Below are 22401 nucleotides of genomic sequence, written 5' to 3' on the forward strand. Positions count from 1 at the left end.
CGATGAACTACCAGTGGAACTTCAAGGCCGTACTCGCGTACTGGCCGATGTTCCTCGAAGGCTTGTACGGCACGGTGAGCATTGCCTGCGTGGCCGTGCTCATCGGGCTCGTTGCCGGCGGCGTGCTCGCGGCGATGCGGCTCTCGCGCACGAAGTGGCTGCGCTGGCCGGCGGCGTTCTACATCGACTTCTACCGCAACACGCCCGGCATCGTCCACTTCTTCTGGTTCTACTACGCGCTGCCGGTGCTGACGTCGATCCGGCTCGGCGCGTTCGAAGCCGCCGTGATCGCGCTGTCGACCCAGTCGGCGGCCTTCTACGCGGAGGTGTTTCGCGGCGGCATCAACTCCATCGCACGCGGCCAATGGGAAGGCGCGTTCGCGCTGGGCATGACGCGCCTGCAGGCGGCGCGGCGAGTGATCGTGCCGCAGGCGGCGCGCCGGATGATCCCGCCCCTCACGGAGCGGACGTTCGAGCTGCTGAAGACGACGTCGCTGGCGTCCACGCTGGCGTATTCGGAGTTGCTGTACCAGGCGATGCAGGTGACCAGCACCACGTTCCGCCCCCTCGAGGTGTACACGCTCGTCGCGGCGATCTACTTCGTGATGCTGTTCGTGCTCAGCAAACTCGCCGGCGTCGCCGAACGGCGGCTGGCACTCGCCTGAGGGAAGGACGACATGGAATACCAGTGGGACTTCGCCCTCATGTGGACCAGCCTTCCCGTGCTGGTGCGCGGCGTGGGCGTGATGGCGCAGCTGTGGGTCGGGTGCTTCGTCGCCGGGCTGGCCATCGGTTTCCTCGTGTGCCTGATGCGCCTTTCGCATTCGCGCGTGCTGGGCGCGGCCGCGTCCGCATGGGTCGAGGTGTTTCGCAATGTGCCCGCGCTGATCCAGCTGATCTGGTTCTTCTACGCCTTCCCCGTCCTGATCGACACGCAGCTCACCCCGTTCGTTGCCGCCTTCATCGGCATCGCCCTGAACACGTCGGCCTATTGCGCGGAGATCTTCCGGGCGGGCATCCAGTCGATGGAGACGGGGCAGTGGGAAGGTGCCGCGGCACTGGGCATGACGCGGCGCCAGGCCATGCGGCGCATCATCCTGCCGCAGGTGTTCCATCGCATGATCCCGGCGTTCACCAACCGCGGCGTCGAACTGGCCAAGGTCACCTCGCTCGCATCGGTGCTGAGCGTGCACGAACTCATGTACCAGGGCCGCCTGCTCAGCGCGACGTACTACCGGCCGCTGGAGATCTTCACGGCGGTGGCGCTCACCTACTTCGTCGTCATCTATCCCTTCAGCTACGCGTCGCACCGCCTGGAGCAGCGGCTCGGCAGCCGGCTCTGAGACTGCACATGCAAACAAGCACGCCCATCCTGCGCATCCGCGGCCTGCGAAAGTCCTTCGGCCCGAACGAGGTCCTCAAGGGCATCGACCTCGACGTCATGCCGGGCGAACGCGTGGCCATCATCGGCGGCAGCGGGTCCGGCAAGAGCACGTGCCTGCGCTGCATCAACCTGCTCGAGTTCCCGACGGCGGGAAGGATCGAGCTCGATGGCAAGCCGGTGGGCAAGGCGGCGGGCGCCGATGGGTCCGGTGCCGTGAAGTTTTCCGAGCGCGAACTGTGCGACGTGCGCGAGCGCGTGGGCATGGTGTTCCAGCAGTTCAACCTCTTTCCCCACATGAGCGTGCTGCAGAACGCGATGGAAGCGCTCGTCACCGTGAAGGGCATGAACCGGGCAGCGGCACGCGAGATCGCGGCGCAGCAGCTGCGCAAGGTCGGGCTGGAGGAGAAGCTCGATGTCTACCCGGCGCGCCTGTCGGGCGGCCAGCAGCAGCGCGTCGCCATCGCGCGCGCGCTGGCGATGGAGCCGGAGGTGCTGTTGTTCGACGAGCCCACGTCGTCGCTCGACCCGGCGCTGGTCGGGGAAGTCCTGCGCACGATTCGCGCTCTGGGCGATGAAGGCCGCACGATGATCCTCGTGACGCACGAGTTCGGCTTCGCCTACCACTTCGCGACGCGCGTGATCTTCCTTGCCGACGGCGTGATCCACGAGGAAGGCACGCCCGAGCAGATCTTCAAACACCCGCAGAAGCCGGCGACGCGCGCATTCATCGCGCAGTCCGCCGAATTCGCCTTTTGACGTTCCAGAGAAAGCCACATCTTGACCACCGCCTACGCCAATCCCGAATCGAGTGCCCAGTCGTACATCGACGATCCCCGCAACGAGAACGTGCTGGTCTACGTCAACGGTGACCTGGTGCCGCGCGACAAGGCTTCGGTTTCCGTCTTCGATGCGGGCTTCGTGCTCGGCGACGGCATCTGGGAGGGCCTGCGCCTGATCAAGGGCCGGCTGCTGGCCCTGGACGCGCACATGGATCGTTTGTTCGAAGGTGCGCGCGCCATCGCGCTCGACATCGGCATGACGCGCCAGCAGGTGGTCGATGCCGTGATGCACACGTGCCGGTCGAACGGCATCGACGACGGCGCGCACATCCGCCTCATGATCACGCGCGGGCGCAAGCGAACGCCCAACCAGGACCCGCGCTTCACGCTGGGCAAGGCCACGGTCGTGATCGTGGCGGAACGCAAGGCGAAGAACCCCGCCGCCAAGGAGAAGGGCCTGGCCCTCTTCACGTCCACGTTCCGTTGCAGCACGCCCGACGTGTTCGACCTGCGACTGAACTCGCACAGCCGGCTCAACCTGATCCAGGCGCTGATCCAGGCGATCAACGCGGGGGCCGACGAGGCGCTGATGCTCGACACGCAGGGGTTCGTGTCCAGCTGCAACTCGACCAACTTCTTCATCGTCCGCGGCAACGAACTGTGGACCTCGACCGGCCGCTGCTGCTTCAACGGCATCACGCGCGGGCATGTGATCGACCTGTATGCGCAGCAGATCGGGGCGGTGCACCAGAAGGACTTCACGCTCGCGCAGACGTACTCGGCGGACGAAGCGTTCGTCACGGGCACGCTGGGCGGCGTGACGCCGGTCACGCGCATCGACGGCAGGCCCATCGGCAGCGGCACGATGGGCCCCGTGACGCGCAGGATCAGCGCCGCCTACGAGGAGTTCATCCTTTCGGCTTGAAGGCGCCTCAATCGGTCGTGATCTTCAGGTCGACCACTTCCTTCTTCCACCGCCCGGCTTCCTCCTGCATGTAACGCGCTGCCTCGGCGTCGCCCTGCGCCGGCACGGTTGCGCCCTGCGTCTTCCAGGCCTCCGCGACTGTGGGGTCCTTGAGCGTTTCACGAATCGCATGCGCCATCTTCTCGACGACGGGCGCGGGCGTGCCGCGCCGTGCCCACCAGCCGTACCAGATCGTCGCGTCCATGGCGGGGCCGCCCGCTTCCTTCAGCGTCGGCGCATCGGGGAACAGCGGCGTGCGCGTCGCCGTTGCGACGGCGAGCAGCTTGATCCGGCCGGTGCGGATCTGCTGCGCCGACGTGCCCAGGCCGTCGAACATCAGCATGCACTGGCCGCCGATCAGGTCCGTCATGGCGGGTGCGGTGCTGCGGTAGGGAATGTGCAGCATGCTCACGCCGGCGAGGCGCTTGAACGACTCGCCGACGATGTGCTGCGCGGTGCCGCTGCCGGAGGAGCAGTACGTCACCTTGCCCGGGTTCTTCTTCGCATACGCGATCAGCTCCTTCACCGAAGCGAACGGCGCCGAGTTGGTGACGACGAGGACGCTCGGGACGCGCGCGGTCATGGCGACCGGGACGAAGTCCTTCTCGAGGTCGTAGCCGCGCTTGGGATAAAGGCTCTCGGCCATCGGCTGGTGCACGCCGCCCGAGAGGAAGGTGTAGCCATCGGCCGGTGAGTCGAGCACGTTCTTGACACCGATCGTGCCGCCCGCGCCAGGTTTGTTGTCGACGATCACGGTCTGGCCGAGGATCGTGCCCAGCTTCTGCGCGATCGGCCGGGTGAACGTATCGACACCGCCGCCGGGCCCGTAGGGCGCGACGACGCGAACGATCTTTTCCGGCCACTCGGCATGCGCACTCGTCATGGCGACGGCGCAGGCGGCCGCAATCAGTGCGCTTTTCAGAATCAACTTCACTTTCAGGTCTCCTGTGGTTTGCTTGTGTCTGTCTGCTTCAGGCGCTTCCAGGTGGCCGTCGCAAAGGCCACCACGTCGCCGTCGTTGTCGACGAGGGTCGAACGCAGGTACGAAATGCCCTGGCCCTGCTGGATGAACTCGCCGGTGCAAGTGAGGGTGCCTGTACGCGCTGCCTTCACGTATTGCGTCTTCATTTCCAGCGTCGTGCCGGGTCCCTGCACGTGGTTCAGCAGGTGCCCCATGGAGATGTCCATCACCGTGGCGATCACACCGCCATGCAGCGAGCCTTGCGGGTTGAACATGAAGTCCTTCGCTTCGAAACTGACGATGCACTTGCCCTCGTCGTAGGCGAAGCGAAGGCCCAGCAGCTTCGAGAGGAAGAAGTCCTCGAAGGCGGGCCGGTGCGACTTCAGCGCGGCTTCGAAAGCCTCGGTGGCTGCGCGTTCATCCATGGGTCACCTCCAGGTCGTTGCAACGCAGGACGCCTCGATCAGCCAGGGCATCGATCTCGGTACGCGACATCCCGAGCAGCTCGCCGACGATCTCGGCGGTGTGCTGCCCAAGCAGCGGCGGCGGCTGGTGATCGTCGAAGCTTCCGTCGTCGAACCGCACCGGGCTCACGATGTTCCTCACCGTGCCGGCCGTCGGGTGCTGCATCTCCACGACCATGCCGCGCGATGTCAGCTGCTCGGCCTCGCACACTTCCTGCACCGACCGGATGTCGCCGTAAGGCACACCCGCCTTCGACAGCCTGTCGATCCAATGGCGCCTCGGCTTCGTCGCGATGACTTCGGCCACGACCGGCACGAGCTCTTCGCGCAGGCGCACGCGATCGACCGCCTTGGCGAAACGCGGTTCGGCCGCGAGAACCGGGCGTTCGATCACGCCGCAGAACAGCTGCCAGAACTTGTCGCTTGCCACGCCGATATTGAGCCAGCCATCGGAGGCTCGGAATGTCTCGTAGGGAGCAATCGTGGCGTGCGTATTGCCGCGGCGTTGCGGGCTCTTCCCGGTCGTGAAATAAATGCCCGCGTTGAAGGTCAGCAGCGACGCCATGCAGTCCAGCATGGAAATGTCGACGTGCCGTCCCTTGCCCGTGCGAGCGCGCTCGAGCAGGGCCGCCATGATCCCCTGGCTGGCGAACTGGCCGGTCAGCAGGTCGCCGATCGAAGTGCCCACCTTGGTGGGCGGCCCGTTCGGGTCGCCGGTGATGTCCATGATGCCGGACTCGCCCTGGATGATCAGGTCGTAGCCGGGCCGCTGTGCGTCCGCGCCCGTGCGGCCGAAGCCGGTGATCGAGCAGCTGATCAGGCCCGGGTTGGCTGCGCGCAGCTCACGGTGGTCCAGGCCGAGGCGCTCCATCGCGCCCGGCCTGAAGTTGTCCAGCATCACGTCGCATTGCGCCGCGAGGCGCCGCACGATGCCCGCGCCTTCCGGCGCCTTCATGTTGACCGCGCAGCTGCGCTTGTTCCGGTTCACGGAGAGGAAGTACGCGCTCTCGCCGCCGCTGAAGGGCGGCCCGAAAGCGCGGCTGTCGTCCCCGTGCTCCGGCTCCTCGATCTTGATGACCTCGGCGCCCAGGTCCGCCAGCAGCATGCTGCAGAACGGGCCCGAGACCACGCGGCTCAGGTCGAGGATCCGAACGCCCGAGAGCGGCCCCATGTCAGACCATCGCGTCGGCGAGCGACTTCATGTCCGGCACCCAGATGTCCGGCTGGTGCGGCGTGCGGCCGAAGGGGCGGTTGCGGCGGTCGATGAAGGCGCTGTGCATGCCCGCGGACTTGGCGCCCAGGCAGTCGAACGCGTGGTTCGCCACGAACAGCACTTCGTCCATGCGCACGCTCAGGATGTTGGCGGCCTTGGTGTAGGTGGCCACGTGCGGCTTGAAGGTGTTGGCCTCGGCCACAGAGATCACGTGGTCGAAGGGGACACCGTGGTACCGCTTGGCGGTCTCCAGCATGTCGCGGTCGCCGTTGGACAGCACGACGATCTTGTACTTCGTCTGCAGTTTGGCCAGCGCCGCCGGCACGTCGGGGAAGCACTTGAGGCGCTCGATGTTGCCGATCAGCTCCTTCACTTCGCCGGCGGTGTGCTGGATGCCGGCACGCTCGAGCGTGTAGTCGAGCGCGCGCTCGCCGATCTCGCGGTAGGGCGTGTGCTCCTTGTGCAGCAGCGCGTCGATCATCGAGTTCTCGAAGTGCGTGCGGCGGTACCAGGTCACGAGGGAGCCGGGGTTGCCGGTCCAGCCCTTGGCCTGCAGGTAAGGCGTGAACGCCTCGGTCAGGCCCTTCTGCATGTCGACCACGGTGCCGTACTGGTCGAACATCACGACCTTGATCTTGCTCTTCAACTCTTCCACGCTAGCCATCTCGTCTCTCCGGTTGGGGTGCAGCGAACATTCGCGTGGGGTGGAATCTAGGGACCGGACCACCATCGGTCCAATGGATGGTTGGTATGGCGTTATTCGAATGGCAGATAATGGGCCGGCATGCGAATCAACCTGCGCTCGGTCGACATGAACCTGCTCGTCATGTTCGATGCGCTGATGGCGGAAAAGCACGTCACGCGCGCCGCGGCGCGCGCGGCGATGAGCCAGCCGGCGATGAGCAATGCCCTCTCGCGGCTGCGCGCCCTGTTCAAGGACGAGCTGCTCGTGCGCACGGCCCATGGCATGGAGCCCACGCCGCGCGCGCTGGAGCTGCAGGAGTCCGTCCACCAGATCCTGCTGCAGGCCGAGCGGCTCGTGCACAGCGATTCGCAGTTCGACCCGCGCACTTCCGAGCGGTCCTTCACCATCCGGATGTCGGACCTTGTCGGCTCGCTGCTCCTGCCCGGCTGCATGAAGCGGCTTGCGGCCGAGGCGCCCGGCATTTCGCTCGACGTCCTGCACATCACGCCGGAGCGCTCGATCCGTGCGCTGGAAGAGGACCAGCTGGACTTCGCGGCGAGCTTCGAGCTCGCCCACGGGCAAGCCATCCGCTCCGAGAAGCTGTTCACGGACCGCATGGTCTGCGCGATGCGCGTGGGGCACCCGCTCGCCAGCGGGCGGATGACGCTGAAGCGCTTCCTCGATGCCAGCCACCTGCGCGTGGCCATGAGCCCGACGGACCTGCGTTTCGTCGACAGCAAGCTGGCCGCCCAGGGGCTGAGCCGCAAGATCGCGGTCAATGTGCCCCAGTGGCTTCTCGTGCCGGAGATGCTGCGCGAAACGGATTTGCTCGGCGTGGTCTCCGAGCGCATCGGCGCGAAGCTCACGTCGCAGGGCATCGTGTGCAAGCCCTTGCCTTTCGAGGCGCCCGAGTTCGACTGGAAGATCTACTGGCACAACCGGTATGCGCACAGCAACGCGCATGCCTGGATGAAGAAGGTGATGCTGGAGGTGGCCGCGACCATTGCGCGCTGAGCGGTATTCGCCGCGTCAATGGCGCCAGACGAAGTCTCAATTGGCCCGCGCGCGCGGCAGCCGCTGTAATGGCGCATGGCCGGTATTTCGATCAAGCCCGTCGCGGCGCCCATTCCGCTCGCGCAGGCGTACCGCGACTTCTGCCGCGCACTCAAGGAGTCAGGCTTCGAGGGCGAGGTCGGCGACACCTATGCGGAGCGCACGGTGCTGTCGACGGACAACTCCATCTACCAGCGCCTGTCGCAGGCGGTTGCCTACCCTCGACACGCGGCGGACGTGCAGTGCATCGCGCGGCTGGTCGCGCAGCCCGAGCATCGGTGCATCGTCGTCACGCCGCGTGGCGGTGGCACGGGGACGAACGGCCAGTCGCTCACCGACGGCATCGTGGTGGACCTCTCGCGGCACATGAACCGCATCCTCGAGATCGACGTCGCGGCGCGACGCGTGCGCGTGGAGGCGGGTGTGGTCAAGGACCAGCTCAATGCTGCCCTCAAGCCGCACGGGTTGTTCTTCGCGCCGGAGCTGTCGACGTCCAACCGGGCCACCATCGGCGGGATGATCAGCACGGATGCCAGCGGGCAGGGCAGCTGCACCTATGGCAAGACACGGGACCATGTGTTGGGTTTGTCCTGTGTGTACCTGGGTGGCGAGCGCCATGACAGCCGCGCGGTCACCGATGCGCAGGCGCAGCGGCTGTCGCAAGGCGACGCGCCGGTGGCACGCGGATATCGCGTTGCACGCACCATCGAGGCCGAGCAGGGCGCGCTGATCGAGTCACGCTTCCCGAAGCTCAACCGGTGCCTCACGGGTTACGACCTCGCACACCTGCGCGAGCCGGACGGCCGCTTCAATCTCAACAGCCTGCTCTGTGGGTCCGAAGGTTCGCTCGGCTTTCTCGTCGAAGCGACGCTGAATGTGCTGCCGATTCCGCGGCACACCACGCTGGTCAATGTCCGCTACGCGAGCTTCATGGAGGCGCTGCGCGACGCGCAGGCGCTGATGGCGCTGCGCCCACTTTCCATCGAGACGGTGGACTCTCGCGTGCTCTCGCTGGCGATGAAGGACATCGTCTGGGAGCGCGTCTCTGGCTATTTCCCGAGCGACGCGCAGACGCAGACGCTCGGGATCAACCTGGTCGAATTCGCGGGCGACGACGAGCAGGATCTGGCGCGGCGTGTCGAGGCATTCGTGCGGCACATCGAAGCCGATCGCAGCGTCACGCGGCTTGGCCACACGCTGGCGGTTGGAACGCAAGCCGTCGAGACGGTTTATGCGATGCGCAAGCGCGCGGTGGGGTTGCTCGGCAACGTCCCGGGCGAGGCGCGGCCGCAACCCTTCGTCGAAGACACGGCGGTCCCGCCGGAGAACCTGGCCGACTACATCGCCGAGTTCCGGGAACTGCTCGACGGGCACGGCCTGCAGTACGGCATGTTCGGCCACGTGGACGCGGGCGTGCTGCACGTGCGCCCTTTGCTGGACATGAAGGACGAGCGCCAGGCGGCGCTGGTGCGGCCGATCACGCAGGAGGTCGCGCGCCTCACGCAGAAATATGGCGGCTTGCTCTGGGGCGAGCATGGCAAGGGCCTGCGTTCCGAGTTCTCGCCGGCGTTCTTCGGCGAGCTCTATCCCGCGTTGCAGGCAATCAAGGCCGCGTTCGATCCGCACAACCAGTTGAACCCCGGCAAGATCGCGACGCCTCTGCAGTCCGAAAGCGCGCTCCTGCGCGTCGACGAGGTTGCGCTGCGGGCCCATGCCGATCGACAGATCGACGAACGCGTGTGGCAAAGCTACGGCACCGCGATGCATTGCAATGGCAACGGAGCCTGCTACACCTTCGACCCGGACGACGCGATGTGCCCGTCATGGAAGGCGACGCGCCAGCGCGTTCACTCGCCGAAGGGGCGTGCGTCGCTGATCCGCGAGTGGCTCAGGTTGCAGGGCGCCGCAGGCATCGACGTGCTCGAGGCGGAGCAGCGGGCGCCTTCTTTTCTCGCGAGCCTGCCCGAGCGATGGCGCAACTCGCGCAGGCGAGGGCACGAGGCGGATTTCTCCCACGAGGTGTACGACGCGATGGCCGGCTGCCTGGCCTGCAAGTCGTGCGCAGGCCAATGCCCGGTCAAGGTGAACGTGCCGGAGTTCCGCTCGCGCTTCCTCGCGCTCTACCACGCAAGGTACCTGCGCCCGCTGAAGGACTATCTGGTCGGGTCGCTCGAATACACGATCCCGTTTCTTGCGACGATGCCCGCGGTCTACAACACGATCATGTCGGCCGGGTTCGTGCAGCGCTGGCTCGCCCGGCGCGCCGGCATGGTCGACAGCCCCTTGCTCAGCCGGTTCGCATGGCGAAAACACCTGCAGACCTGGGGCGTGCGCAACGCATCGCAACGATCTCTGCAGGCGCGGACGCCGCAGGAGCGCGCACGTTCGGTCGTCTTCGTGCAGGACGCATTCACGCGCTATTTCGAGTCACCGGTCGCAGCAAGCTTCATCGAGCTGGCTGCGCGGCTGGGGTTCACGGTCTACCTCGCGCCCTTCCTGCCGAACGGCAAGCCGCTGCACGTGCAAGGTTTCCTGCGCGCGTTCGACCGCGCCGCGCGGAACAATGCCGCGCAGCTGCGTGAGCTCGCTCGCAGCGGCATCCCGATGGTTGGCCTGGACCCTGCCATGACATTGGTCTATCGGCAGGAATACCGCAAGGTGCCAGGCCTCGAGATGCCCGATGTGCTGCTGCCGCAGGAGTGGCTGCTCGAGGTGATGCCCCAGGCACCGCTCGCAGCGGAGAGCTCGCGCTTCAGACTCCTTGCGCACTGCACCGAGAAGACCAACGTGCCATCCAGCAGCAGCGACTGGGGGCGCGTGTTCGAACGCGCCGGCTTGCAACTCGCGACCGAGGCCACGGGATGCTGCGGCATGTCCGGCACTTACGGCCACGAGACGCGCAACGTCGCGACCTCGCGCGCCATCTTCGAGCTGTCGTGGGGCGCCGTCGTCGACCGGTGCGCGCCCGAGGAGCTTCTTGCGACAGGCTACTCGTGCCGCAGCCAGGTGGACCGGTTGCGCGCCAGGCGGCTGCGGCACCCCGTCGAAGTACTGGTCGCCGCGATGCGAGCGGCACAGCCCCGACCCGCGTGATACGCGCCTGGCTGCAGCGGACGCCGAAGCGAGAACGCCATCAGTGCGCGGCGAGCCACCTCGCGCACTCGTCCGCGAGCTGCGCGATCACGTCCGCGTCGGTTCGCCCCGACCGTGCCAGGACGTGAAACGCATGGTCCGCGCCATCGATGACGACCAACGTGGCTCGATCACCCAAGCCCGACGTCACCTGTTCGATCAGTTCCAGCTCCGCCAGCGCGTCGCGCGTTCCCTGCAGGAACAGCATCGGGACGCTCACTTGGGCCAGATGCTCGGCGCGTGAAGTCGCGGGCTTGCCCGAAGGATGAAGCGGGAAGCCGACGAAGATCAGGCCGCGCACGCCGTCGATACCGCCTTGCGCCTGCGCCTGCGAGCTCATGCGGCCGCCGAAGGACTTGCCGCCCGCGAACAGGGGAACGCCCGGCAAGCGCTGCGCCGCTTCTGCGGCCGCGGCGCGAACCGCGGCTTGCGCGACGGCCGGCGGGTCGGGCCGCTTGCTGCCTTCTTCCATGAAGGGGAACTGGAAGCGCAGCGTCGCGACTCCCCGCTCGGCCAGTGCATTCGCAAGGCTCGCCATGAATGCGTGGCCCATGCCGGCGCCCGCGCCGTGCGCGAAGACGAAGCACGCCGACGGCGATTCAGGTGTGCACAGCAGGCCCGAGACGGATTGGCCCGACGCGAGCGGGATGCGAATCGGTGTCGTCGTTGCGCTCATCGAGCGGGTGTTCGCTGCGCGAGCAAAGCCCGCACAGCTTCCGCGCGCGGGATCGGAGCGACCGCGCCATAGCCCGTTGTCGCAAGCGCAGCGGCCGCGTTGGCGTAGCGCGCCGCTTCACCGATCTCATCGCCGGCAGCCAGGCGCGCGAGCAGCGCACCCGCGAAGGTGTCCCCCGCACCGGTGGCATCGACCGCATCGACGCGCTGGCCCGCGACCTTGGTGCGCCGCTGCGTCGTCGCGACGATGGCGCCTTCCTTGCCGAGCTTCAGCACCGCCACCGGCGCTCCCGCGGCGAGGCACCAGTCGATGATGCCTTCTGCATCGTCCACCCCGGCGAGGTGGACCACATCGTCATAGCTCGGCAGGAACACGTCGCACTGCGAGATCGTCTCGCGAATGACGGCACGCGCACGCGCCAGCGGCCACAGCTTCAACCGCAGGTTCGAGTCGTACACCACCTTCACGCCCGCGTTGCGCGCGATCTCGATGGCGGCAAAAACCGTGTCGCAGGCGCTCGCGCTGATGGCCTGGCTGATCGCCGAGACGTGCAGGTACTTCGCGCCTTCGATCACCTCACGTGGCAAGTCGGCCGGCGTCATGCGGCTTGCCGCGCTGCCCGCACGCAGGTAGCTGAACTGGTGACCCGTGGGCCCGTGCGTCACGAAGTACACCGCCGTGGGCGCATCCGGGTCGCGCCCGACGGCGGCCGTGGATACGTTCTCGCGCTCCCACAAGGCAACGAGCTCGTCGCCGAAGGTGTCGCAGCCCAGCAGCGTGATGTACGCGGTGCTCGCACCCTGCCGCGCCGCCGCGATGATCGCGTTCGACGTATCGCCGCCGTACCCCTGCAGGTACTCGCGGCTGCCGGGCTGCGTCTGGTTGAACTCGATCATCGCCTCGCCGAGCGAGACGATGTCCACCTTGCCCACGGCCGCCTAGTACGTGCCGGGGTAGGCGCCGCCGTCCGTGAGCACGTTCTGCCCCGTGATGTAGCCGGCCTGCGCGCTGCACAGGAAGGCGCAGGTCGCGCCGAACTCATCGGACGTGCCGAAGCGCTGCGCGGGGATCTGCACGCGCCGTGCTTCCATCACCTCGTCGATGCTCTTGCCGGACTTCTTCGCGGCGCCGGTCATCGTGCCGCGCAGGCGGTCGGTGTCGAACGCGCCGGGTAGCAGGTTGTTGATCGTCACGTTGCGGCTCACCAGGCTCGGCGTGCGGGCCACGCCCGCAACGAAGCCGGTCAGGCCGCTGCGCGCGCCGTTCGACAGGCCCAGCGTGCTGATCGGCGCCTTCACCGCACCCGACGTGATGTTGACGATGCGCCCGAAGCCGCGCTCGGCCATGCCGTCGATCGTGGCCTTGATGAGCTCGATCGGCGTGAGCATGTTGGCGTCGATCGCCTTCACCCAGTCCTCGCGGTTCCAGTCGTGAAAGTCGCCGGGCGGCGGGCCGCCCGCGTTGGTGACGACGATGTCGAAGTCGCGCCGCTTGCCGAACACGGCGTTGCGGCCGTCCACCGTGGTGATGTCGGCCGGGACCGCGATGACTTCCACGCCGGGCGCGTCCTTGCGGATGCGGTCGGCCGCTTCCTGCAGCGCCTGTGCCGTGCGGGCCACGATCACGACGTTGGCGCCCTCACGCGCCAGCGCGTGCGCGCAGCCGAAGCCCAAGCCCTTGCTCGCGCCGCACACGAGCGCCCATTTGCCTTTGATGCCGAGGTCCATAAGTCATCCTGCCTTGGTTCTGGTGTTGCCATCATAGGCGCCAAGGCGTTAGTCCGAAATTCGCAATTCACATCCGCCGCCGTTTCGCGCAGCATCGGGCGACAAAGGAGACAGCATGCGCAGTCATCACAGCAGGCTTGCCCGGCTTGCCGCTATTTCATTCTTCGTAACGAGCGTCGCAACCGCGCACGCGCAAGTCGTGCGGTTCGAAGTGCTCCAGAGCACGCCGGCCTATGGCGGCCGCAGCTTCGGCAGCGTCGGCCCGTACGTGAAGGTGACCGCGCGCGCCACCATCGCGCTCGACCCCGCCGATCCGCGCAACGCGGTCATCGTCGACATCGACAAGGCGCCGCGCAACGCGGCCGGCCGCGTCGAAGCGACGGCCGACGTCGTCGTGCTTCGGCCGGCGGACCCGGCCCGCGGCAACGGCACGTTGTTCGTCGACGTGCCGAATCGCGGCCGCCGGATCGGGCAGCAGCTCTTCGACGACGCGCTCGAGGCGAACAGCCTCGACAAGGGCGACGCCGGCAACGGCTTCCTCGAGCGGCAGGGCTACACCGTCGCATGGATCGGCTGGCAGGCCGACCTCGAGTCGAAGCCCGGCCAGATGGGCATCCAGGCGCCCGTGCTGCGGGGCGTGACCGGGCCCGTGCGCGAAGAGTTCGTCTTCGACCACATGCGCAACCCGGCCACCGCAACCCTGCAGTGGCCTGTGGCGGACCCGTCGAAGCTCGCGGTCACGGTACGCCCCACCTGGGATGCGCCGCGCCAGACACCGGTGGGCCTCGCGGTGCGAGCGACGGGGGCGAACACGATCGAGATCCAGCGGCCCGCGAGCGGCTTCGATGCGGGGGCGCTCTACGAAGTCACCTACACCGGCCGCGACCCCATCGTGCTGGGCATGGGCTTCGCCGCGACGCGCGACGTCGCGGCCTTCCTGCGCCGCGACACCAGCGCGTCCAACCCGCTCGCGGTGGCGGGCCGGCCGTCCGTGCACCACGCCATCGGCTTCGGCGTCTCGCAGTCGGGACGCTTCCTGCGCGACTTCCTCCACCTCGGCTTCAACGAAGACCTGCTGGGCCGCACCGTGTTCGACGGCCTCATGCCGCACGTGGCGGGCGGCCGCCGCATGGCCACCAACGTGCGCTTCGGCCTGCCCAACCGCAACTCGCGGCACCCGCAGGACCCCGCGTGGCAAGTGGACACCTTCCCCTTCACGTATGCCGTGCTCGAAGACCCGCTCACCGGCCGGCGCGACGGCCTGATGCTGCGTTGCCGCCTGAACGCCACCTGCCCGCGCGTGATCCACACGGACAGCGAGCACGAGTGGTGGGCGTCGCGCGCGTCGCTGAACGTGACGGACCTCGCCGGCAACCACCTCGACCTGCCGCCCGACGTGCGCGCGTACATGCTCACGGGCACGCCGCACTACGCCGCGCCCAACGAGCGCGTGAAGACGGTCCAGACGATGGCGTTGCCCGTGAACCCGCTGCACAACGGCGCGTCGATGCGTGCGCTGCTGACGGCGATGCAGGAGTGGATCACGACCGGCAAGGAACCGCCCGCGAGCCGCGTGCCGATGCGGGCGCATGGCACGCTGGTCGAAGCGCAGGCCGCGGTGCCGGCCGGCATTCCCGGGTTGCCTTATGCGGGCATCCACAGTGCTGCACGCGTATCGGACCAGTCCGTCTTCCCGCCCCGTGAACTCGGTGGCTACCCCGTGTTCGTGCCGAAGGCGGATGCGGACGGCATGTCGATCGCGGGCGTGCGCCAGCTCGCGCTGGCCGTGCCGCGTGCCACGTACACCGGATGGAACCCGCGCGCGGCAGGCTTCGGTGCGGACGCGTTGTTCCCGCTGCAAGGCGCGGTCGTGCCTTTCGCGGCGACGCGTGCGCAGCGGCAGGCGGCGAACGATCCGCGGCCTTCGCTCGAAGAACGCTATGCGAGCAATGCGGCGTATGTGGCCGCCGTGCGCGCGGCGGCCGACAGGCTGGTGGCGGAGCGCTTGCTGTTGCCGGAGGATGCGCAGCGTTCGGTGGAGCTCGCGACGCAGGACAACCTGGCGCAGTTGCGCTGACGCGGATCGGCGCCGCCGCCAGCGGCCGGCGCCGCAACGTCAGCGGCGGTTGCGCCGCAACGTCACCGAAGGCGATTCACCGAAGGCGCGCCCGTAGGCCGCGGCGAACTCGCCGACGTGGCTGAAGCCCAGCTCCAGCGCGACATCGGCGACTCGCAAGTCCTCGCGCGAAGGCTTCTCCAGCAGGGCGCGGGCCGCTTCCAGCCGGCGCTGCCGCAACCAGGCCATCGGCCCGACACCGTGATGCGCCTGGAAGGCCGCGAACAATGAGCGACGCGACACGCCACATGCAGCACTGACGGCTTCGACCGTGACGGCTTCGCGCAGCCGCTGCAGCATGAATTCCTCCGCGAGCCGCACCACGCGCGGGGCCGGCGCGCCCTGCGGCTGCTCGTCCAGCAGGAACCGGTGGTTGTGCGGGTGCTGCGTGAGCAGGACCGAGGCGACGCTCGCGGCCAGTGCGTTCTGCGCGTACTCGCGCGCGGCGCTGCCCAGCGGCAACTTCGCCACGCTGGCACCGAGCGTCACGATCGACATCCAGCTCGCCGCAAGTGACGGCGTGTCGGGGATGGCGGGCTCGAAGTACAGCGGCGCGGTGAGCGGCTGCCCCGAGATGCCCTGCCACGCGCTCGCCAGGAACGCCGCATCCACGCGCACCACCATGTGGTCGAAGTCCTCGTAGGCCTCGATCTCGAAGCTGCGCAGCGGGCTGAACACACCGCCCGCGCCCTGGGCCAGTTGCTGCACATGCCCGTCCTGCCGCACGCGCGCGGCGCCGCGGATCGGCAGGTTGACGATGTAGTAGCCGGGCAGCGACTCCGCGCGTGGCACGAGCGCCGTGTGCGCACCCCAGCTCATGCGGTCGAACGACACCGGCCCGAACGGCACGTGGTCGTGCGTGTAGTGGAACGCGCCGCCGGCGCGCAGACGGCGCATGCGCGCGGCGCCGAAGAGACGCGCCGACAGCTCGTTGGACTGGTCGACGTCGCGGCTGTCGGCCAGCCGCAGCCCGGCGATCCGGTGGCCGGCGAAGTCGATGCGGGACGGCAGGGTGGCAACGCGCATGGGCCCACTTTGCGCGAGGCGGCAGCCCGCCGCAAGGGGGAAAACGGCAGTCCCGCTGCACTCCTGCCGCTGTCCTGCACTCTTCCGCTAGCGGCGGCCGCGCCCGGCGGCGAAGCTGCGCCTGTCCAAGGATCGCACCCTCCCATGTACCTCACGCAAGGACTGCACCGCTCGCTGCAGCGCCACCCCGGCAAGGAAGCACTGAATCACCTTGGCGACAGCACGCGGCGGTCCCTCACGTTCGCCGAGCTGGTGCCGTCTGTCGCAAGGCAGGCCGGCGCGCTGGCACGGCAGGGGGTGCGTGCGGGCGACCGTGTCGCGCTGCTCGCGCCCAACAACGACTATCTCGTGCAGGCGCTGCTCGCGTGCTGGTGGCTGGGCGCGGTGGCCTGCCCGCTCAACATCCGCTGGAGCGCCGCCGAGCTGGCCCACGCGGTCGCCGACAGCGGGGCTGAGCTGCTGCTCGTGGACGAGACGCTCGTGCCGCCGGCGAACCCCCTCGACGTGCGCACGGTCGCGCTCGAGCGCTTCGCCGCCGAGGCAGACAGCTGCGCCGAGCTGCCCGACACGCGTACCGGCGACGACGCACTCGCGGCGATCCTCTACACCGGTGGAACGACCGGCCGCGCCAAGGGCGTGATGCTGTCCCATGCCAACTTCTGGTCGGCCTGCGTCGCGCGCGGTGCCGAGCTGCCCAATTCGCCTCACTCCGTCGCGCTGCTCGTGGCGCCGCTGTTCCATGTGGCGGGCCTCGGCCGCCTGCTCGGCCAGTTGGTCGTCGGCGGCACCTGCGTGACGCTCGCGCGCTTCCAGGCCGACCGCGTGCTCGATGCGATCGAGAACCACGGCGTGAGCGACATCGTCGCCGTGCCGACGATGCTGCAGTCGCTGCTCGACGCGCCCGGCTTCCGGCCCGAGCGCGTGCAGGGCCTCACGCGCGTCGCCTTCGGAGCGGCGCCGATGCCGCCGGACCTGCTGGCGCGGGCGCTCGACTCGCTGCCGCACGCGGAGTTCTTCCAGGCCTATGGCATGACGGAGACGGCGGGCGCGGTGTGCATGAACCCGCCGGAGAACCACCGCGCTGAGGCCCGCGAGCTGGGGCTCGCCAATTCGGTCGGCTGCGCAGGCCTGGGTGCGGAGATCGTCGTGGCCGACGATGCGGGCCGTGAAGTGCCGCGCGGCGCGGTCGGCGAGGTGATCGTGCGCGGCCCGATGGTGATGCGCGGCTATTGGCGGCAACCGGAGACCACGCAGGCGGCATTCCGGGACGGGTGGCTGCGCACCGGCGATGCCGGGCGCATGGACGCGAGCGGCCACCTGTTCATCGTCGACCGCATCAAGGACATGATCATCACGGGCGGCGAGAACGTGTACAGCGGCGAGGTCGAGACGGTGCTGCGTGCGCATCCCGCGGTGGCGCAGGCGGCAGTGGTCGGCGTGCCCGATGCGCGCTGGGGCGAGTCCGTGCATGCGGTCGTCGTGCTGCGCAACGGCACCACGGCCGACGTGCTGCGCGAGTGGTGCCGCGGTCGGATGGCCGGCTACAAGTGTCCGCGCGGCTTCAGCTTCGTGCCCGAACTGCCCGTTTCGGCCGCCGGCAAGGTCTTGAAGAATGTGCTGCGCGAACAGGTGCGCGGATGAGGGCTGCGCGATGAAGCACGGCGGATCCGGCGGGCGCTCACGGCCCACGCCGCTGCTCGAAGTGCGCGATGTCACGGTGCGCTTCGGTGGCGTGGTGGCGCTGGACGCCGTGTCGTTCGACGTCGCGCCCGGCGAAATCTGCGGCCTGATCGGGCCCAACGGCGCGGGCAAGACAACGCTGTTCAACTGCCTGTCGCGGCTGTACGCGCACCACACCGGCGAGATCCGGTTCGACGGGCGCGCGCTCGGCGCGCTGCCGCAGCATCGGATGGCCGGCCTGGGCATCGGCCGCACATTCCAGAACCTCGCGCTGTTCCGCACGCTCACCGTGCGGCAGAACATCGCGGTCGGCGCAACGTGCCGCCGCGGCACGGGGTGGCTCGCGCACACCTTGCGCCTGCCTTCCGTACTGCGCGAAGAGGCGGAGCAGGCCGCGCGAGTCGACGAGCTCATCGAGCTGCTGCAGCTGCGCGACGTCGCGAGCGTTCCCGCGAGCGAACTGCCGTTCGGCACGCAGAAGCGCGTGGAGCTCGCGCGCGCACTCGCGATGCAGCCGCGCCTGCTGCTGCTCGATGAGCCGGCCTGCGGGCTCAACCACCACGAAGTCGGGGAGCTCGGCTCCTTGATCCGCACGCTGCGCGAGCGCTTCGCGCTGACGGTGTTGCTGGTGGAGCACCACATGGGACTGGTGATGCAACTTTCCGACAAGCTGGTCGCGTTGAACTTCGGGCGCAAGATCGCCGAAGGCACACCTGCCGAGGTGCGGCGCGACCCCGAGCTGATCGCGGCTTATCTCGGCGCCCCGGCGCAAGCGGAGGCAAGGACATGAGCGAACCGCTGCTCGACGTGCGCGGCCTCGAGGCCGGCTACGGCAACACCCGCGTGCTGTTCGGCGTCGACCTGCAAGTGGCGGTTGGCGGCGTCACCGCACTGCTGGGCGCCAACGGCGCCGGCAAGACCACGACACTGCGCGCGCTGTGCGGCATGGTGCGCCGGCGCGGCACGATCACGCTCGCGGGCCAACGCATCGACGCGCTGGCCACCGAAGAGATCGTGCGCCTGGGCGTCGCCCATGTGCCCGATGGCCGCGGCACGTTCGCGGGCCTCACCACGGAAGAGAACCTGCTGCTCGGCGCCTGCACGCGCAGCGACCGCGCCGCCGTGCGCGACGACTTCGAGCGCCTCTACGGCTACTTCCCGCGCCTGAAGGAGCGGCGCCACCAGCAGGCCGGCACGCTGTCGGGCGGCGAGCAGCAGATGCTGGCGATCGCGCGCGCACTGATGCTGCGCCCGCGCCTGCTGCTGCTGGACGAGCCGTCCTTCGGCCTGGCGCCGATGGTGGTGCAGGACATCTTCCGCATCATGCGCCGCGTGCGCGCGGAGCAGGGCGTGGCGATACTGCTGGTGGAGCAGAACGCGGCGCTCGCGCTGGAGCTGGCCGACACCGCCTGCCTGCTCGAAACCGGCCGCGTCGTGCTGGCGGGCCCGGCCGCGGCGGTGGGCAACAACGAGGCCGTGCAAGCGGCCTACCTCGGCGGGGAGATCGCGACATGAACACCTTGCTGCCGCAGCTCGCGGCGGGCCTGGCCACGGGCGGCATCTACGCCAGCCTCGCGCTTGCGCTGGTGATGGTCTACCGCAGCACGCACCACGTGAACTTCGCGCAGGGCGAGATGGCGATGTTCTGCACCTTCATCGCGTCGGTGCTGATCGAGGCGGGGCTGCCGTACTGGGCGGCGTTCGCGGGCACCGTCGTGATCGCGTTCGTGCTCGGTGCGGTGATCGAAGCGCTCCTGATTCGCCGGCTGCGGCATGCGCCGGTGCTGTCCATCGTGGTGGTGTTCGTCGCGCTGCTGGTCATCCTGCACAGCATCGCGGGCTTGCTGTTCGGCTATGCGATCCGGTCGTTCCCGAGCCCCTTCCCGGATAGTGTGCGGGCCGGCGGCCTGCTCACGCCGCACCAGCTTGGCGCCGTGGGCGTCACGCTGGCAGTGCTGGCCGTTGTCTACCTGTTCTTCCGCTATTCGCCGCTCGGCCTGCAGATGCGCGCCACGGCGGAGAACCCGGTTTCGAGCCGACTCGTCGGCGTGCGCGTGGACCGGATGCTGGCGCTCGGCTGGGGCATGGCCGGTGCGATCGGCGCCATCGCGGGCATGATGATCGCGCCGGTGGTGTTCCTCGACGTGCACATGATGTCCGGCGTGCTGGTGTACGCGTTCGCCGCGGCGGTGCTCGGCGGCATCGGCAGCGCGCCGGGCGCGGTGATCGGCGGCTTCGTCGTCGGCGTGCTGGAGAACCTCGTTGGGACCTACGTGGTCGGCGCGGAGCTGAAGCTCACCGTGGCGCTGGTGCTGATCGTCGCTGTGCTGGTCGTGAAGCCCGCCGGCCTGCTGGGCAAGGCCATCGTGGTGAGGGTGTGAGATGAACCGGTTGCTGCTGCCCGCCGCCGTGTTGATCGCGTGTGCCGCGCCGTTCGTGCTGCCCGGCTACGCGGTGTTCGAACTCACCATCGTCATCACCTACGCGGTGGCGCTGCTCGGGCTGAACCTGCTCACCGGCTACAACGGGCAGATCTCGCTGGGCCACGGGGCGTTCTTCGCGCTCGGGGCATACGTCGCCGGCATGCTGATGGAGCACGCAGGCTGGCCGTACTGGGCGACGCTGCCGGCGGCGGCTGCGCTCGGCGGCGTGCTCGGCTGGCTGTTCGGCCGGCCTGCGCTCAAGCTCGATGGCGTGTACCTCGCGCTCGCCACCTTCGCCTTGGGCGTGGCCACGCCGCAGTTGCTGAAGTACAAGGGGTTCGAAGCCTGGACCGGCGGCTCGCAAGGGCTGGTGCTGGTGAAGCCGGAGGCACCGTTCGGCCTGCCAGTGGATGCGGACCAGTGGCTGTACTTCTTCTGCCTCGCCGTCGCGGCGGTGTTGTTCGCCTGCGCGCGCAACCTGCTGCGCGGTGGCTTCGGCCTGGACATCGTCGCCGTGCGCGACCACCCGATCGCCGCGCAGGCCATGGGCGTGGACAACGCGCGCATCAAGACGCTCACCTTCGGCCTGTCGGCGCTGTGCACCAGCGTCGGCGGCGCGCTGTCGGCGATCGTCGTGCAGTTCGTCGCGCCCGACAGCTTCTCGATCTTCCTGTCGATCACGCTGCTGGTGGGCGCCGTCGTCGGCGGCCTCGGCTCGCTGCAAGGTGCCGTGTACGGCGCGGTGTTCATCCAGTTCGTGCCGCGCGTCGCCGAGCAGGTCTCGAAATCGGCGCCGTGGGCCGTCTACGGTGCCATCCTGCTGCTGCTGGTGCTGCTGTGGCCCACCGGCGCGGCGGGCGGCATCCGCCACCTGAAGAACCGCATTCCTGCGAGGAGCAAACCATGAAGTCGATCATCCTGGCCATCGCCGCCACGCTGGCGCTGGCCTGCGGCAATGCCGCCGCGCAGAAGCGCTACGACCCCGGCGCGTCGGACACCGAGATCCGCATCGGCCAGACCATGCCGTACAGCGGCGCCGCGTCGATCTACGGTGAGGTCGGCAAGACGCAGGCCGCGTATTTCCGCATGCTCAACGAGCAGGGCGGCATCAACGGCCGCAAGGTGAATTTCCTCAGCCTCGATGACGGCTACTCGCCGCCGAAGACCGTGGAGGGCGTGCGCCGGCTGGTGGAGCAGGACCAGGTGCTGCTGCTGTACGGCATGTTCGGCACCGCGACCAATTCCGCGGTGCACCGCTACCTCAACGCGAAGAAGGTGCCGCACCTGCTGCTGCTGACGGGCGCGTCCAAGTGGAACGACCCCAAGGGGCACCCGTGGTCGATGGGCTTCTACCCGGACTACCCGTCCGAGGCGCGCGTCTACGCACGGCACATCCTGGAGAACCGGCCCAACGCGAAGATCGGCGTGCTCTACCAGAACGACGATTACGGCAAGGACTACCTGCGCGGGCTGAAGGAAGGGCTCGGTGCGAAGGCGAAGTCGATGATCGTCGCCGAGGCTTCGTACGAAGTCACCGACCCGACGGTCGACTCGCAGATCGTGCAGCTGCGCGGCGCCGGTGCCGACGTGCTGGTGAGCTTCAGCACCGCCAAGGCCGCGATCCAGACGCTGCGCCGCATCCACGACACCGGCTGGAAGCCCACGCACTACCTCGCGCAGGGTGCCGCGCTGATCGGCGCGGTGTTCACCCCCGCGGGCCCCGAGAAGGCCGTCGGCGTGATCTCCACCGCGTATGCCAAGGACCCGAACGACACGCAGTGGGAGAACGACGCCGCGTTCCGCGAGTGGCTCGCGTTCATGAAGAAGTACCGGCCTGAAGCCGACCTGCGCCTGGGCTCGCACGTCTATGCGTATTCCAGTGCGAAGCTGATGGCGGAGATCCTGCGCGCGTGCGGCGACAACCTCACGCGCGAGAACGTGCTCAAGCACGCGGCGTCGATCAAGGCGGTGCAGTTGCCGATGTTCCTGCCCGGTGTCGTGGTGAGCAGCAGCCCCGACGACTATCGCCTCATCAAGTCGCTGCAGCCGGTGGTGTTCGACGGCAAGCGCTGGAACCGCCTGGGCGGTTTCGTTTCGATCTTCTGACCTTTCGGGAAC

General features: G+C 68.5%; 21 protein-coding genes. 13 read left to right on the forward strand and 8 right to left on the reverse strand.

What is annotated here, in order from left to right:
- Positions 1–2: 2 nt before the first annotated feature.
- From H8R02_RS25410 to H8R02_RS25425, 4 genes are read left to right on the forward strand one after another with little or no spacing between them, the layout of a single operon-like run.
- Complete coding sequence (locus H8R02_RS25410) at positions 3–665, forward strand: amino acid ABC transporter permease (RefSeq protein WP_187084314.1); 663 nt, start codon at positions 3–5, stop codon at positions 663–665.
- 12 nt (positions 666–677) lie between these two features.
- The gene (locus H8R02_RS25415) at positions 678–1343 is read left to right on the forward strand and encodes an amino acid ABC transporter permease (protein WP_187084315.1); all 666 of its coding nucleotides are present in this window, start codon (positions 678–680) and stop codon (positions 1341–1343) included.
- Positions 1344–1351: 8 nt separating this feature from the next.
- Positions 1352–2140, forward strand: a complete 789-nt coding sequence (locus H8R02_RS25420; protein ID WP_222622639.1) for an amino acid ABC transporter ATP-binding protein — start codon at positions 1352–1354, stop codon at positions 2138–2140.
- Between the two features lie 21 nt (positions 2141–2161).
- A complete protein-coding gene (locus H8R02_RS25425) occupies positions 2162–3088 on the forward strand; it encodes an aminotransferase class IV (protein ID WP_187084316.1) in 927 nt (308 codons plus the stop codon).
- 7 nt (positions 3089–3095) lie between these two features.
- On the opposite strand, the gene H8R02_RS25430 is transcribed toward H8R02_RS25425, so the two are convergent.
- The 4 genes from H8R02_RS25430 to H8R02_RS25445 are packed head-to-tail and all read right to left on the reverse strand — an operon-like array spanning position 3096 to position 6429.
- Positions 3096–4061, reverse strand: a complete 966-nt coding sequence (locus H8R02_RS25430; RefSeq protein WP_354004974.1) for a Bug family tripartite tricarboxylate transporter substrate binding protein — start codon at positions 4059–4061, stop codon at positions 3096–3098.
- 2 nt (positions 4062–4063) lie between these two features.
- Positions 4064–4513 carry a PaaI family thioesterase gene (locus H8R02_RS25435; protein ID WP_187084317.1) on the reverse strand — a complete coding sequence of 150 codons (450 nt, stop codon included), beginning with the start codon at positions 4511–4513 and terminating at the stop codon, positions 4064–4066.
- Positions 4506–5723, reverse strand: coding sequence for a CaiB/BaiF CoA transferase family protein (locus tag H8R02_RS25440; protein WP_187084318.1), 1218 nt, complete (start codon positions 5721–5723; stop codon positions 4506–4508). The genes H8R02_RS25435 and H8R02_RS25440 overlap by 8 nt, the downstream gene beginning before the upstream one ends.
- A 1-nt stretch (position 5724) precedes the next feature.
- Positions 5725–6429 carry a haloacid dehalogenase type II gene (locus tag H8R02_RS25445; protein ID WP_187084319.1) on the reverse strand — a complete coding sequence of 235 codons (705 nt, stop codon included), beginning with the start codon at positions 6427–6429 and terminating at the stop codon, positions 5725–5727.
- Between the two features lie 120 nt (positions 6430–6549).
- Here H8R02_RS25445 and H8R02_RS25450 point away from each other — a divergent pair, with 120 nt between their 5' ends.
- Both H8R02_RS25450 and ydiJ read left to right on the forward strand, forming a co-directional pair.
- Complete coding sequence (locus tag H8R02_RS25450) at positions 6550–7464, forward strand: LysR family transcriptional regulator (protein ID WP_187084320.1); 915 nt, start codon at positions 6550–6552, stop codon at positions 7462–7464.
- Between the two features lie 84 nt (positions 7465–7548).
- Complete coding sequence (gene ydiJ / locus H8R02_RS25455; protein ID WP_435531305.1) at positions 7549–10596, forward strand: D-2-hydroxyglutarate dehydrogenase YdiJ; 3048 nt, start codon at positions 7549–7551, stop codon at positions 10594–10596.
- 40 nt (positions 10597–10636) lie between these two features.
- Here the strand turns inward: ydiJ and H8R02_RS25460 are convergent, their stop codons facing one another.
- From H8R02_RS25460 to H8R02_RS25470, 3 genes are read right to left on the reverse strand one after another with little or no spacing between them, the layout of a single operon-like run.
- Positions 10637–11311 (reverse strand): alpha/beta hydrolase family protein, encoded by a 675-nt coding sequence (locus H8R02_RS25460; RefSeq protein ID WP_187084322.1) that lies wholly within the window; start codon positions 11309–11311, stop codon positions 10637–10639.
- Positions 11308–12243 (reverse strand): sugar kinase, encoded by a 936-nt coding sequence (locus H8R02_RS25465; protein ID WP_187084323.1) that lies wholly within the window; start codon positions 12241–12243, stop codon positions 11308–11310. The genes H8R02_RS25460 and H8R02_RS25465 overlap by 4 nt, the downstream gene beginning before the upstream one ends.
- Positions 12244–12249: 6 nt before the next feature.
- Entirely contained in the window at positions 12250–13038 is a 789-nt protein-coding gene (locus H8R02_RS25470) for an SDR family oxidoreductase (protein WP_187084324.1), read from the reverse strand.
- A gap of 115 nt (positions 13039–13153) precedes the next feature.
- On the opposite strand from H8R02_RS25470, the gene H8R02_RS25475 reads away from it, so the two are divergent.
- Positions 13154–15115 (forward strand): alpha/beta hydrolase domain-containing protein, encoded by a 1962-nt coding sequence (locus H8R02_RS25475; protein ID WP_222622640.1) that lies wholly within the window; start codon positions 13154–13156, stop codon positions 15113–15115.
- A gap of 39 nt (positions 15116–15154) precedes the next feature.
- On the opposite strand, the gene H8R02_RS25480 is transcribed toward H8R02_RS25475, so the two are convergent.
- Positions 15155–16180 carry a helix-turn-helix transcriptional regulator gene (locus H8R02_RS25480; protein ID WP_187084325.1) on the reverse strand — a complete coding sequence of 342 codons (1026 nt, stop codon included), beginning with the start codon at positions 16178–16180 and terminating at the stop codon, positions 15155–15157.
- A gap of 144 nt (positions 16181–16324) precedes the next feature.
- Here H8R02_RS25480 and H8R02_RS25485 point away from each other — a divergent pair, with 144 nt between their 5' ends.
- The 6 genes from H8R02_RS25485 to H8R02_RS25510 are packed head-to-tail and all read left to right on the forward strand — an operon-like array spanning position 16325 to position 22389.
- Positions 16325–17821, forward strand: a complete 1497-nt coding sequence (locus H8R02_RS25485) for a class I adenylate-forming enzyme family protein (RefSeq protein WP_187084326.1) — start codon at positions 16325–16327, stop codon at positions 17819–17821.
- A gap of 10 nt (positions 17822–17831) precedes the next feature.
- Positions 17832–18650, forward strand: a complete 819-nt coding sequence (locus H8R02_RS25490; RefSeq protein ID WP_187084327.1) for an ABC transporter ATP-binding protein — start codon at positions 17832–17834, stop codon at positions 18648–18650.
- Entirely contained in the window at positions 18647–19375 is a 729-nt protein-coding gene (locus tag H8R02_RS25495) for an ABC transporter ATP-binding protein (RefSeq protein WP_187084328.1), read from the forward strand. Before H8R02_RS25490 ends, H8R02_RS25495 begins: the two co-directional genes overlap by 4 nt.
- Positions 19372–20241 carry a branched-chain amino acid ABC transporter permease gene (locus tag H8R02_RS25500; RefSeq protein WP_187084329.1) on the forward strand — a complete coding sequence of 290 codons (870 nt, stop codon included), beginning with the start codon at positions 19372–19374 and terminating at the stop codon, positions 20239–20241. The genes H8R02_RS25495 and H8R02_RS25500 overlap by 4 nt, the downstream gene beginning before the upstream one ends.
- Position 20242: 1 nt before the next feature.
- The gene (locus H8R02_RS25505) at positions 20243–21190 is read left to right on the forward strand and encodes a branched-chain amino acid ABC transporter permease (protein WP_187084330.1); all 948 of its coding nucleotides are present in this window, start codon (positions 20243–20245) and stop codon (positions 21188–21190) included.
- Complete coding sequence (locus tag H8R02_RS25510) at positions 21187–22389, forward strand: ABC transporter substrate-binding protein (RefSeq protein WP_187084331.1); 1203 nt, start codon at positions 21187–21189, stop codon at positions 22387–22389. The genes H8R02_RS25505 and H8R02_RS25510 overlap by 4 nt, the downstream gene beginning before the upstream one ends.
- Positions 22390–22401 lie beyond the last annotated feature (12 nt).

The sequence above is a fragment of the Ramlibacter albus genome (assembly GCF_014297445.1).
In the GTDB taxonomy this organism is placed as follows: domain Bacteria; phylum Pseudomonadota; class Gammaproteobacteria; order Burkholderiales; family Burkholderiaceae_C; genus Ramlibacter; species Ramlibacter albus.

What these genes read in the sequence shown, in the direction of transcription:
- H8R02_RS25410 (WP_187084314.1), top strand. Translation starts at nt 3, where the DNA reads ATGAACTACCAGTGGAACTTCAAGGCCGTACTCGCGTACTGGCCGATG.
- H8R02_RS25415 (WP_187084315.1), top strand. Translation starts at nt 678, where the DNA reads ATGGAATACCAGTGGGACTTCGCCCTCATGTGGACCAGCCTTCCCGTG.
- H8R02_RS25420 (WP_222622639.1), top strand. Translation starts at nt 1,352, where the DNA reads ATGCAAACAAGCACGCCCATCCTGCGCATCCGCGGCCTGCGAAAGTCC.
- H8R02_RS25435 (WP_187084317.1), bottom strand. Translation starts at nt 4,513, where the DNA reads ATGGATGAACGCGCAGCCACCGAGGCTTTCGAAGCCGCGCTGAAGTCG.
- H8R02_RS25440 (WP_187084318.1), bottom strand. Translation starts at nt 5,723, where the DNA reads ATGGGGCCGCTCTCGGGCGTTCGGATCCTCGACCTGAGCCGCGTGGTC.
- H8R02_RS25445 (WP_187084319.1), bottom strand. Translation starts at nt 6,429, where the DNA reads ATGGCTAGCGTGGAAGAGTTGAAGAGCAAGATCAAGGTCGTGATGTTC.
- H8R02_RS25450 (WP_187084320.1), top strand. Translation starts at nt 6,550, where the DNA reads ATGCGAATCAACCTGCGCTCGGTCGACATGAACCTGCTCGTCATGTTC.
- H8R02_RS25460 (WP_187084322.1), bottom strand. Translation starts at nt 11,311, where the DNA reads ATGAGCGCAACGACGACACCGATTCGCATCCCGCTCGCGTCGGGCCAA.
- H8R02_RS25470 (WP_187084324.1), bottom strand. Translation starts at nt 13,038, where the DNA reads ATGGACCTCGGCATCAAAGGCAAATGGGCGCTCGTGTGCGGCGCGAGC.
- H8R02_RS25475 (WP_222622640.1), top strand. Translation starts at nt 13,154, where the DNA reads ATGCGCAGTCATCACAGCAGGCTTGCCCGGCTTGCCGCTATTTCATTC.
- H8R02_RS25480 (WP_187084325.1), bottom strand. Translation starts at nt 16,180, where the DNA reads ATGCGCGTTGCCACCCTGCCGTCCCGCATCGACTTCGCCGGCCACCGG.
- H8R02_RS25485 (WP_187084326.1), top strand. Translation starts at nt 16,325, where the DNA reads ATGTACCTCACGCAAGGACTGCACCGCTCGCTGCAGCGCCACCCCGGC.
- H8R02_RS25490 (WP_187084327.1), top strand. Translation starts at nt 17,832, where the DNA reads ATGAAGCACGGCGGATCCGGCGGGCGCTCACGGCCCACGCCGCTGCTC.
- H8R02_RS25495 (WP_187084328.1), top strand. Translation starts at nt 18,647, where the DNA reads ATGAGCGAACCGCTGCTCGACGTGCGCGGCCTCGAGGCCGGCTACGGC.
- H8R02_RS25500 (WP_187084329.1), top strand. Translation starts at nt 19,372, where the DNA reads ATGAACACCTTGCTGCCGCAGCTCGCGGCGGGCCTGGCCACGGGCGGC.
- H8R02_RS25505 (WP_187084330.1), top strand. Translation starts at nt 20,243, where the DNA reads ATGAACCGGTTGCTGCTGCCCGCCGCCGTGTTGATCGCGTGTGCCGCG.
- H8R02_RS25510 (WP_187084331.1), top strand. Translation starts at nt 21,187, where the DNA reads ATGAAGTCGATCATCCTGGCCATCGCCGCCACGCTGGCGCTGGCCTGC.